We start from the raw sequence: 11,756 nt of genomic DNA, 5'->3' as shown, positions 1-11,756 counted from the left end.
CATCCAGTATTATCTGCGCTTTTGGCTTAGCAGCTGCCGCACCTCGCTCGCCGTATCGGCACTTAGAATTATGCGGTATTGCCTAAGCATAGCAAAAGGCGCGTGCCTTACCCCCATGGCTGGCACGCGCCTTTTTGTTTTTATTATCCGCAATTTTAATTTTAGCGGCAGGGAGCCACCACTCACCGGCTTTCGCCGGAGCTCCCCTAGAGGGGAGCTGGACGCGAAGCGGCCTGAGGGGCGGTTTCCCGCTGCCAGGCTAAAAATTTGCAGGGAACGACACCTGCATCGTCCCGCATGACGGGCTTTGCCGGGTATTTCACTTCATCACCCGGCGCACACCTGCGGGCGCACACTGTACGCCCTTACGGTCTCTACAGGAGAAAACGGCATTTGCTGAACGGTGCCCCTGCTCATTTTCTCAAAACGCCTTCAATTCCACCCCGGCTGCCTGCAGGGCCGCGCCAATCTTTTCTACAAAGGCCAGAGCCTTGGGGCCGTCGCCGTGTACGCAGACGGAATCCGCCTGGATGGCAATGTCCGTACCGTCGTTGGCAGTCACTTTGCCCTCGGTTACCATGCGGATCACACGGGCAATGGCTTCGTCCTCATCCTCAATCATGGCACCGGGGGTTCCGCGGGGCACAAGGCTGCCATCCGGGCGGTAGCCGCGGTCGGCAAACACCTCGTTGGCAACCGGCAGGCCGATGGCCTGGGCCGCCTTGACCATCTCGCTGCCGGAAAGCGCCAGCAGCACCGCGCCGGGGGCGCTCTCCTTCACCGCGGCGCAGATGGCATCTGCCAGCGCGCGGTCCTTGCCCGCCATGTTATACAAAGCGCCGTGGGGCTTTACATGGTGCAGCGGCACACCGGCGGCATTGCAGAACGCTTTCAGCGCACCGATCTGATACTGCACACAGGCCTTGGCTTCCGCCGGGGTCAGCTTCATCTGGCGGCGGCCAAAGCCCTGCAGATCAGGGAAACCGGGGTGCGCCCCCACCGCCGCGCCGCTCTGTTTGCACAGCGCCACGGTGCGCTGCATCACCAGCGGATCGCCTGCATGGAAGCCACAGGCCACATTGGCTGATGTGATAAACGGGATCACCTTTTCATCCATTCCGATGGTATACGCGCCAAAGCTTTCGCCCAGGTCACAGTTCAAATCAATATGCGGCATGGCTCAATCCTCCACTTTCAGGCATAAGGCAATGCTTCTGCCCCGCAGGGGCGCACAGTGTGCGCCCCTGTGGTTTTTACTATCTGCTCTTAATATTTCAGCTCCACATTTTTTACGTCGGTCACAAACATGTGCCCCGGCGCATGGGTGATGCAGAACTCCGGCTTGGAGTGCATCACAACGTTCTGCGGGGTCACGCCGCAGGGCCAGAACACCGGTGTTTCGCCGGGGTTGATGGTCACGGCATCGCCGTAATCCGGGTGAGCCAAATCATGGATGCCGATGGCTTCCGGCTCACCGATTTGCACCGGCATACCGTGCACGCGGGGCATGCCCGCTGTAATGGCAGCTGCCGCCGGGACCTGCCGGTACGGGATGGGCCGCATGCTGACCACCATGTTTCCGCTGAACACCCCCGCCGGGGTACAGGGAATGTTGGTGTTGTACATCGGCACATTCACGCCCTCTTCGATCTGGCGCACCGGGATGCCCGCTTCCAGCAGTTCAGATTCAAAGGAAAAGCTGCACCCGATCAAAAAGCTGACCAGGTCGTTCCTCTCCTCAAAGAATTTGCTCACATCGGTGTATTCCCCGGTCAGCTCGCCGTGTTCGTACACCCGGTAGCGCGGGATATCGGTAGCAATATCGCTGCCTTTGCCAAATTGGGCAAAGGTTCGCTCGCCTGCGTCCGCCACTTCCAGCAGCGGGCAGGCTTTGGGGTTGCGCTGGCAGAACAGCAAAAAGTCCCACGCCAGCGCCTTGGGCAGCACCACAAGGTTGCCCTGGGCATAACCGTTGCACATGCCGGTGGTCGGGCCGGTCAGTTCGCCCTTGCGGATCAGCCCGCGCAGGTCGGCCGGTTTCATGGCTGCAAAGTCCATTATTTCATCCGCTCCCTGATTTTGTCAAGCACGGCCGCCTGCGCCCTGGCTCCTGCAACAGCCTGCGCCGCGGTCACATATTGGAACGCCAGCTTTTCGCCGGGGCGCAGCTGCGCCATGGCCGAAAGGTCAGCGCTGATGACGGTTGCAATTTTGGCATACCCGCCGGTGGTCTGGTGGTCAGCCAGCATCACAATGGGCTGCCCGTTGGCCGATACCTGCACCGAACCTGCCACAATGCCGTCCGATACAATGTCCGACCCATCCACAGTCTCGATCTGCGGCCCCTGCAATTTGCAGGCCATGCGGTCACAGTCTGCTGTCAAAGCATATACCCCGTGTACAAATGCGGCCTGCCCCACTGCGGTAAAGGCATCGGTCTGGGGGCCGGGTACCGCACGGAACAGCGGCAGCTTCCGCCCGCCCAAAAAGCGCCACGGCCTTGCGGGGGTGCGCGCCGTGCCCAGCGGGCGGTTTGCCCCTTTGGCGCAGATCTGCTGCCAGCGCTGTTCCACCATGGCGGGTGCCGCCCCAATGGGCAGCACATCCCCAGCTTTCAGTGCGCGGCCATCCAGCCCGCCCATCCGGCATTTTAAGTCGGTGGAGCGGCTGCCCAGCACGGGCCGGGTATCCACGCCGCCAAACACGGCCAGGTAGCCGCGCAGCCCGCTGCGGGCCGCGCCGATTGCCAGCACCTGCCCCGCGCGGGCCAAAAGCGGCGTATAGGCGGGCACCGGGCGGCCATCCAGCGCGGCGGGCATATCGGCCCCCGCCAGGGCAAAAACAGCGTCCCCGTCAAACTGATACTTGCCGCCCTGCAGGGTCATTTCCAGCACGGCGGCACCGGCTGCCTGGGGGTTGCCCGCCAGCAGGTTGGCGGTCCGCATAGCGTAACCATCCGCCGCTCCACAGGTGCGGAACCCCCGCGCGGCATAGCCGGTGCGGCCTGCGTCCTGCACGGTGGTCAGCGGGCCGGGGCTTATCACATGCAAGTTCACAGTGCCGCCCCCTGTTCTTTCTGGATGGTTTCAAACTTTTCCGGGCTGATGGGCACAAACCGGATGCGGTCCCCCGCCGCGTAAGGCAGTTTGCCGCCGCCAGCCGGGTCAAACAGGCGCAGCGGCGTGCGGCCGATCAGCTGCCACCCGCCGGGGGAAGCCAGCGGGTAGATGCCCGTCTGCTTGCCGCCAATGCCCACCGCCCCCGCGGGGATCTTGGTGCGCGGGGTCTGCAACCGGGGGCAGACAATGCGTTCATCCATGCCGCCCAGGTACGGGAACCCCGGCAGGAACCCCAGCATAAAAATGCGGTAGTCCCGCCCGCAGTGGATGTCGATGACCTGCTGTTCGGTCAGCCCGGCGTGCTGTGCCACAAAGGCTAGGTCGGGGCCGTAATCTCCGCCGTAACACACCGGCACCTCCACCAGCCGCCCGGCCGCGGTGCTGCTGACCGGGGGCAAAGCGTCCCACAGGCGGCGCAGCGCGGGGATCAGGGTATCGGCATCGGTCTGCAAAGGGTCCAGCGTGACCAGCAGCGCCGCATAGGTGGGCACTGTTTCCACCACGCCGGGCAGCTGCGCCGCCTGCACAGCGGCATCCAGCGCCATAACCTGCGCGTTCACCTGTTCACTGATCTCACTGCCGCAGACGGCCAGCACGCCGCTGTCCCCCACGGGGGTAAACTGGATCATAACAAAAATCCCCTTTGCGTCCGGTATTTTGGGGCTGGTCAGGAAGTGTGCGGTGTTGCCTTAGGTTAGCGGGCGCACATTGTGCGCCCCTACGGTCTCTAAATGTGCCGTTTTGGGTTCACTGCTTCCTGACCAAGGCCAATGTGCCTATTATAGCACAACCTGCTTTATGCCTGCTCAAAAAATTTCTTTGCCAGCACCGGGCCGAACCAGTGATCCGAATTGTGGGAATACCGCACCGCATACGCCGTGCACTGCCGCATCATGCTGACAATGCCAACGTTCATGCGGGTATCAAACCCATCCACACCCGGCAGCAGCGAGCCTGTCATATCGATCATGCCATTGCGGGAAAGCACCCGCATGACCTCGCTTTCCATCTCCTCCCGGTGCAGGATGTCCATATCCTTTTTCAGGTAGGCCAGCGCGGCCATCAGCGCATAGCAGCCCCAGTCAGAGCAGGTTGCCGTGATGATGTTATCGGTGCTGCTTGCGGCCAGAATGCCGCCGCAGCAGCCGTCCTGGCATTCGCCGGGGGCGGTGAAGGGCACATATTTTTTAATGTGCTCCCCAATGGTGCCCATGCCGATCTCGTTGCCCAGATCGCCGATGGCCACATTGGGCACGCCGCGGGCGCGCAGTTCGTTCCACAGCACATCGCTTTTGGCTTCCAGTGCGGTCACATCCTTGCCCACCGCATTGTGGTAAACACCCTTGGCGTTGCCGCCGCAGGCTTCCACCGAGATCACCGCTGCGGGTAAAATCTTATCCGCCAGCGCTTTGGCCTGGGCGGGGGCTTTGGCCTTATCTTTGGTAAAGGCCACAACGCCAAGGCTCAGCGGCAGCTCCATGGCGGTATCCAGGTCCTCATACACATGCAGACCCACCACATTGCCGCATTTCTTAAAGGCTTCCACGCTGTCCTGCGGGCAGACGATGATCGGCTTTGCCCCAAAGGCCAATACCAGAGACCGCGCCAGCAGGATCGCGCTGACAGAACCGTCCATTTCCGGCACCTTGTGGGGCAGCAATACAAACCCGACTAGGATATACACTGGGTCGCCGGGGTGGATGGCTTTGCACAACGCTTCGGCTGCGTGCATGGCGGTCGGCTCCCCGGTATATGCCCGGCTGCCCGCGTACAAAATGCGGCACACCCCGTAACCGCGGGGGTCCAGACACATGATGGCATCCAGATTTTCGCCTACATTGCGTTTTTCCAGTTCGTCACGGGTCATGGTGTTTTCCCCCTTTTCAGCCCCACAGACTTTCGCAGCCGGTATAGTCATAGAACTCTTTCAGCACTTCGTCCTGGATGGCTTTCAGGGTAGCGGGGTCCTTGCCGCCGGCGGGCTTGCCCTCAAACTCGCAGGCATGCAGACAGAAGTTGGAGGAGGAGGTCACGATGATCTCATCCGCATCGCGCAGGAAATCCACCGTGAACGGTTTTTCCATCACGGTAATGCCCAGGCGGTAGCAGGCCTGCAGCATGTGGGTCTTGGCAATGCCGCGCAAAATCAGCTCATCGTTCGGGTGGGAATAGAAAATCCCGTCTTTCAGCACCGAAACGTTGGAGTGCGCACATTCCGTTACAATATTCCCGCGGTGGAACACGGTCTCGCTCATGCCGGCCAGCTTGGCGCGCTGGGCGGTCATAACGCTGGGCAGCAGGTTCAGCGTTTTGATGTTGCAGTGGTAAAAGCGAGTGTCCTCCTCAGAGTTCAGGCGGATGGGCTTGTCGGGGTCGTTCAGGGTGTTGGGCCGGATGGAAACCCACAGCTTGCCGGGCACGCCTTCCTCATACACATGGTTGCGGGGCTCCACACCGCGGGTGACCTGCCAGTATACAAAGTTGACCTTGCTGTCCACCTTGGCCAGCAGGTCGGTCAGCAGCCTTCCCTGCTCGGCCTTGCTCATCGGGATGTTGATATCCAGTGCCTTGGCGCTGGTAAAAAAGCGGTCCAGGTGGTCCTGCAGCAGGTATACCTTGCCGTTCGCGCCAACGGTGGCATCGTAGCAGCCATCGCCAAAAAAGTGAACGCGATCATTGAACGGCACCATCAATTCTTCCGGTGCGCCGATTTTGCCATCATAATATGCAATGGATTCCATTTTCCCTTACTCCTCTCATCTTGGTTGCCTTTATGTTCAGCCGTTATTTGGCTTTCACATCAAATTTCAGTTCAATCACTTTTTTAATCAGCTCCACGCAGTTATCCAGCCCAATGGCGGCGGAATCCAGGCAGAGGTCATAATTTTCCACCCGCTTCCACTGGCGGCCGGTGTGGTATTTGTAATAGCTTTCACGGTAGCGGTCCAGCTTGTCAATATAGTGCTTGGCCTGGCTGCTGCCAATGCCCTGGCGCTTCATCTCGCGCTCCACACGCCAGTCATAGGGGGCATCCACATACACGGTCAGCACGTTGGGCTTATCCCGCAGAACAAAGTCCGCCGCGCGGCCCACGCAGATATAGCTTTCCTCGTTCAGCAGCTCCCGCAGCACCTTGGCCTGGTAGTTGAACAGGTTTTCATCGCTGATAAAGTTGCCGCTTTCCGGCGGGATGATGCTGCCGTCATACACCCGTTCCGAAACCCGGTACAGCATGGTTTTGCGGGTGTTCTCATCGGCGCGGGCAAACAGTTCCTCGCTGATGCCGCTGTCCTCTGAGGCAAGGCGCAGCAGCTTGCGGTCATACAGGTCAATGTCAAATGCCTTTGCCAGCTGCTTGCCAATGTAGCTGCCGCCGCCCGAACCACAGGTGCGGGTAATGGCGACTGCAAAATACGGATAATCGGGATACATTTTCCACCCCTCCTTACTGGCCCAGATAGGCTTTCTTCACGCGCGGGTCGTTCAGCAGATCCGCGGCGTTGCCCTCAATGCTGATGTTGCCGGTTTCCAGCACATAGGCGCGATCCGAGATGGCCAGCGCCATCTTTGCGTTCTGTTCCACCAGCAGGATCGTGATGCCCTGCTTGTTTACTTCCTGAATGATGGCAAAGATCTCTTTGACCAACAGGGGCGAAAGGCCCATCGAAGGTTCATCCATCAAAATCATTTTGGGCTTTGCCATCAGGGCGCGGCCTACGGCCAGCATCTGCTGCTCGCCGCCGGAAAGGGTGCCCGCCAGCTGGCGGCGGCGCTCTTCCAGACGGGGGAAGCGCTTATACACATCCTTCATCGTCTCTTCCATCCCGGCCGGGTCGGCATAAGCGCCCATTTCCAGGTTTTCTTCCACCGTCATCTGGGGGAAGATATGCCGCCCTTCCGGCACATGGGCCAGCTTGTAGGTAATGATCTTGCTGGGTTCCGCCTTGCGCAGGTCGTGCCCGTCAAACATCACGCTGCCGGACGCAGCTTTTTCCAGCCCGGTAATGGTGCGCAGGGTGGTGGTTTTGCCCGCGCCGTTTGCCCCGATCAGGGATACGATCTCGCCGTCATCCACATGCAGCGATATGCCGTTCAGCGCGTGTACCGCGCCGTAATTGACATGAAGGTCTTTTACTTCAAGCATCTGCTTCGACCTCCTCCTCTTTGTCTTTGCCCAGGTATGCTTCAATCACATGGGGGTCATTGGCGATCTCTGCCGGTGTGCCGGAAGCGATCGTGGTACCAAAGTCCAGCACCTGGATTCGCTCGCAGATCTTCATGACCAAACTCATGTCATGCTCGATCAGCAGCACCGATACCTTGAATTCGCTCCGGATATAATCAATAATCTCCAGCAGTTCCTCCGTTTCAGTCGGGTTCATACCGGCGGCCGGTTCGTCCAGCAGCAGCAGCTTCATGTTGGTGGCCAGCGCGCGGGCAATCTCCAGGCGGCGCTGCTCACCATAGGGCAGGTTGTCGGCCTCCAGGTCCTCCTTGCCGGAAAGGTGCACCACCTGCAGCAGCTCTTTGGCGCGTGCGGTGGCGGCGGCTTCCTGCTGCCAGTACGCCTTGGTGCGGAAGATGGCCTGCGGCATGTTGTAGGTCAGTTCTTCCAGCATGGCAGCTTTGACGTTTTCGATCACCGTCATTTTTTTGAACAGGCGGATATTCTGGAAGGTTCTGGCAATGCCTGCATGAACGATCTGGTGGGTCTTTTTGCCGTTCATCCGCTCACCATTCAGGTAAAGGGAGCCTTCGGTCGGCTTATACACACCAGTGATCAGGTTGAACACGGTGGTTTTGCCTGCGCCGTTGGGGCCGATCAGCCCCACCAGCTCGGATTCGCCGATTTCCATATTAAAATCATCCACGGCTTTCAGGCCGCCAAACTGGATGCCAAGGTGCTGGCATTTCAAAACGGGTTGTGCCATGGTTCAGGCCCCCTTTTCTGCTTTTGCTTTTACCGTGCCGCGGCCGGTCAGTTTTTCCAGCGCGCAGGTCAGGCTGAATTCCCACCGGCCAAAGATGCCGCCGGGACGGAACAGCATGACCAGCACCAGAACCACCGAGTAGGCCAGCATGCGGTAGGTAGAAAATTCACGCATCAGTTCCGGTAAAGCGCTCAGGAACGCTGCGCCGATGATGGAACCGGTCAGCGAACCGGTGCCGCCGATGATCACTTCGCTCAACAGCTCTGCGGAATAGTTAAAGTTGAAGTTGGTGGGGATCATTGCCGTCATGTAATGGGCATAAATACCGCCGCCGATACCGGCAAAGAATGCGCTGATGGCAAAGGTCATGACCTTGTAATAGGTCACGTTGATGCCGGAAGCCGAAGCCGCGATGTAGTCCTCACGGATGGCCTGCACGGTGCGGCCATATTTGCTGCGGACGAACAGGTACATGATGGTAACGCAGACCACCATGATCCAGAATACCCGCGGGAAGGTGGACAGCTTGAGGATGCCGCTCATTGTTTTACCGCCGCCGGTGATGGAAAAGTTGCAGAAGCAGACGCGGATGATTTCGGCAAACGCCATGGTGACAATGGCGAGATAGTCGCCGCGCAGGCGCAGCGCCGGGATGCCGACCAGTACGCCCATGATGCCCGCAGCCAGGCCGCCGACCAGCAGCGCGATCAGGAACAGCCCCAGATCCGAAAGCCCTTTGCCTGCCAGCGCGCCGGATACAATGGCGGAGACATAAGCGCCGACCGAAACAAACCCCGCATGCCCCAAGGAGAACTCGCCCATAAAGCCAACTACCAGGTTCAGCGATGTGACCATGATGATGGTGTAGCAGGCGGTGGTGCAGATGCCCTGAATATAGGTGGTGGAGGTGCCGAACGCATTGGCGGCGAACAGCCCTGTCAACAGGGCAAACACCAGCGCCACGCCCACAGCGTTCAAAAGATAGGAGCCTTTTATTTTTTTACTCATTGCTCTGCTCCCTCCCTTACACTTTTTCGCCGGTGTTCTTGCCCAGGATACCGGCGGGCTTGACCAGCAGGATCACGATCAATGTGCCGTAAGTAACGGCTTCGTACCAGCCGGGGGCAAACAGCTTGACAAAAATTTCAATCAGGCCGACCAGAATGCCGCCGATCATGGCGCCGGGGATGATGCCAATGCCGCCCAGAACTGCGGCGATGAAGGCTTTCATGCCCATCATGGAGCCCATATCGGTGGTAACGCGGGGGTAGGTGGAGCAGTACATCAGCGCTGCCACCGCCGCCAGACCGGAGCCGATGGCAAAGGTCAAGGTGATGATCTTGTTCACGTTGATGCCCACCAGGGTGGAAGCATCCTTATCCTGCGGGACGGCGCGCATGGCCTTGCCCAGCTTGGTCTTTTTTACAAACAGCTGCATGCAAAGCATCATCGCAACGCCGATGCCAATGGTCAGCAGCACGTTCAGCGGCAGCGATACCCCGCCGACCGTAATGGTGGGCAGGCTGAAAATAGCCTGCACGTTATGCGGCTTGGCGCCAAACAGCACCATGGCCAGGTTTTCCAAAAAGATGCTCATGGCCAGTGCGGTAATCAAGGCGGACATGGGCCCGGCCTTGCGCACCGGGCGGTAAGCCAGGATCTCAACCAGCACACCAACCAGCGCGCACACCGCAACGGCCACAATCACGGCCATCCAGGCGGGCATTCCCGCATCGACCATCAGCGGGATGGTGTAAAACAATGTGTAAGCACCGATCATGATAAAATCGCCGTGGGCAAAGTTGATCATGCGGATGATACCGTAAACCATGGTGTAGCCCAACGCGATCAGCGCATAAATAGCGCCCTGGTTCAGGCCGTTGATCAGGCCCTGAACAAATAATGATGCAGTCATGGTCCATTCACCTTTCCTATCATTTTTTGTGAATGTTTGATTCGGGGAAATCCAAAAAATAAAAAAGTGCGCGTGGCTGCTTGCATTGCCGCGCGCACCATTGCGCCTTTGCTCTGGAGGGGGTGTTTTAGGGGAATCTAAAAAACTTTAGGAAATACCGCATAATTCTAAGTGCCGATACGGCGAGCGAGGTGCGGCAGATGCTAAGCCAAAAGCGCAGATAATACTGGATGCTGCAAAGGTGAGCGCCGCCAGTGGCGGAAACAGCGAACCGAAGCAGGGGCAGCGGTCGCAGAGTGCGAGGGGCTTTTGCCCCCGAAGCACGATGCGGGTACCGCAACCCGACATTATCGAGCATTTTGGCAACGCAGATGCGTGCCGCAGCCGCCGGAGCGGTGCTTGAGCCGTTAGGCGGGAATTGTGCGGTGTTGCCTTTACTCAGCGGAGGAAACCAGGTTGCCATCGGAATCCAGCGTTTCAGACCACTTGACCTTGCCGTCAACAAAGGTGTTGAATGCAATGCTCTTGATGGCGTCGCCGTTTTCGTCCAGCTTGATCTTGCCGCCAACGCCAGTAAACTCCATACCGGTCATGCCTTTTACCAGGCTTGCGGTATCGGTGCCGCCGCCATTCTCGGCAGCTTGCAGCAGCATGTAGATGGCGTCATAGTACAGGGCCGCGCAGGCGTTCAGGCTTTCGGTGCCGTACTTTTCGGTGTACTTCTGCACAAAGTTCTGAACGGCGGGGGCGGTATCCTCGCTGGAGTAGTGGTTGGTAAAGTAGCAGTCATCAAACTTGTCTTCCAGGCCGGTGGTATCCGCGCCATCCCAGGCATCGCCGCCCATGATGGTACCGGTAAAGCCCGCGTTGCGCGCTGCGCCTACAAACAGCGGTACCGTATCCAGGAAGCAGGGATAATACAAAAACTCTGCGCCGGAAGCCACGGCCTGTGCTGCCTGGGAGGAAAAGTCAGTATCAGTGCTCATGCACTCGCCGGTATAGGTAATTTCAATGCCGTTGGCCTCGCAATTTTCTACAAAAGCGTCCTTCAGGCCGTTGGAATAGTCATCATCCTTGGCATAAATCACGGCTACCTTGCTGAATCCCTTGCTCTTAACAAACAGGGCGGCCATCTTGCCCTGATACGGGTCAATGAAGCAGTTACGGAAGATCGTAGAGCCTTTCTGGGTCACATCCACGTTGGTAGCGCCGGTTGCCAGCAGCAGCATTCCGTCATTGGCAGCCTGGGTCGCCATAGGCAGTGTAACGGAAGAGAAGAAGCTGCCCACGATAGCGGCCGGGGAATCTGCCATGACCTTGTTGTAAGCGTTCATGGCCTGCTTGGCGTCCTTGGCATCGTCAGCCACCTTGCCGCCGTTGACGATCTCGACCGTGTAGCCGGAATCGCCGGAGTTGATCTCCTCCACAGCCATATCCACCGCGTTCTGGGCACCCTCGCCGTAAATGGCGGAGCCGCCGGTCATGGAGCAGACCACACCAACACGGATCACATTACCGCTGTCCGCGCTGGATGCTGTGGTGGAAGCGGCACTGGAAGTATCTGCCGTGCTGGTTGTGCCGCCCTGTGCGCTGGAAGAACAGCCGCCCAAAACGCCTGCCGCCATCGCTGCCGCCATGGTAAGAGAAAGAACCCGTGTTGCCTTTTTCATCGTAAGCCCCTCTTTCTTTCATGTTCGTTCTGCTTTCTTCTCTCAGGGCAATACCGCATAATTCTAAGTGCCGATACGGCGAGCGAGGTGCGGCAGATGCCAAGCCAAAAGCGCAGATAAT

12 protein-coding genes are annotated in these 11,756 nt (G+C 58.9%); all 12 read right to left on the bottom strand.

Going from position 1 to position 11,756, the window contains the following annotated elements:
• Nucleotides 1-421 precede the first annotated feature (421 nt).
• A complete protein-coding gene (locus tag C4885_RS13425; protein WP_114000819.1) occupies nucleotides 422-1,177 on the bottom strand; it encodes a LamB/YcsF family protein in 756 nt (251 codons plus the stop codon).
• An 89-nt stretch (nucleotides 1,178-1,266) separates the two neighbouring features.
• Entirely contained in the window at nucleotides 1,267-2,058 is a 792-nt protein-coding gene (locus tag C4885_RS13420) for a putative hydro-lyase (protein WP_114000818.1), read from the bottom strand.
• Nucleotides 2,058-3,056, bottom strand: a complete 999-nt coding sequence (locus tag C4885_RS13415; protein WP_114000817.1) for a biotin-dependent carboxyltransferase family protein — start codon at nucleotides 3,054-3,056, stop codon at nucleotides 2,058-2,060. Before C4885_RS13415 ends, C4885_RS13420 begins: the two co-directional genes overlap by 1 nt.
• Nucleotides 3,053-3,748, bottom strand: a complete 696-nt coding sequence (gene pxpB, locus C4885_RS13410; protein ID WP_199488118.1) for a 5-oxoprolinase subunit PxpB — start codon at nucleotides 3,746-3,748, stop codon at nucleotides 3,053-3,055. Before pxpB ends, C4885_RS13415 begins: the two co-directional genes overlap by 4 nt.
• Nucleotides 3,749-3,915: 167 nt before the next feature.
• Nucleotides 3,916-4,986 (bottom strand): DUF4392 domain-containing protein, encoded by a 1,071-nt coding sequence (locus tag C4885_RS13405; RefSeq protein ID WP_158538902.1) that lies wholly within the window; start codon nucleotides 4,984-4,986, stop codon nucleotides 3,916-3,918.
• Nucleotides 4,987-5,002: 16 nt separating this feature from the next.
• Nucleotides 5,003-5,860: an aminotransferase class IV gene (locus C4885_RS13400; RefSeq protein WP_114000815.1), complete on the bottom strand. Its 858-nt coding sequence runs from the start codon at nucleotides 5,858-5,860 to the stop codon at nucleotides 5,003-5,005.
• Nucleotides 5,861-5,903: 43 nt separating this feature from the next.
• Nucleotides 5,904-6,551: an AAA family ATPase gene (locus tag C4885_RS13395; protein WP_114000814.1), complete on the bottom strand. Its 648-nt coding sequence runs from the start codon at nucleotides 6,549-6,551 to the stop codon at nucleotides 5,904-5,906.
• A 13-nt stretch (nucleotides 6,552-6,564) separates the two neighbouring features.
• On the bottom strand, nucleotides 6,565-7,263 hold the full coding sequence (locus tag C4885_RS13390; protein WP_114000813.1) for an ABC transporter ATP-binding protein: 699 nt from the start codon (nucleotides 7,261-7,263) through the stop codon (nucleotides 6,565-6,567).
• Nucleotides 7,256-8,050, bottom strand: coding sequence for an ABC transporter ATP-binding protein (locus tag C4885_RS13385; protein ID WP_114000812.1), 795 nt, complete (start codon nucleotides 8,048-8,050; stop codon nucleotides 7,256-7,258). The genes C4885_RS13390 and C4885_RS13385 overlap by 8 nt, the downstream gene beginning before the upstream one ends.
• A gap of 3 nt (nucleotides 8,051-8,053) precedes the next feature.
• Nucleotides 8,054-9,058, bottom strand: coding sequence for a branched-chain amino acid ABC transporter permease (locus tag C4885_RS13380; protein ID WP_114000811.1), 1,005 nt, complete (start codon nucleotides 9,056-9,058; stop codon nucleotides 8,054-8,056).
• A 16-nt stretch (nucleotides 9,059-9,074) separates the two neighbouring features.
• Complete coding sequence (locus C4885_RS13375) at nucleotides 9,075-9,965, bottom strand: branched-chain amino acid ABC transporter permease (RefSeq protein WP_114000810.1); 891 nt, start codon at nucleotides 9,963-9,965, stop codon at nucleotides 9,075-9,077.
• Between the two features lie 434 nt (nucleotides 9,966-10,399).
• Nucleotides 10,400-11,635: an ABC transporter substrate-binding protein gene (locus C4885_RS13370; RefSeq protein WP_114000809.1), complete on the bottom strand. Its 1,236-nt coding sequence runs from the start codon at nucleotides 11,633-11,635 to the stop codon at nucleotides 10,400-10,402.
• Nucleotides 11,636-11,756: the final 121 nt, after the last annotated feature.

This window comes from Subdoligranulum sp. APC924/74 (assembly GCF_003324125.1).
Taxonomy (GTDB): Bacteria; Bacillota; Clostridia; order Oscillospirales; family Ruminococcaceae; genus Gemmiger; species Gemmiger qucibialis.
Note: the sequence above shows the minus strand (reverse complement) of the source record. Positions and strands in the feature narration are given on the sequence as shown.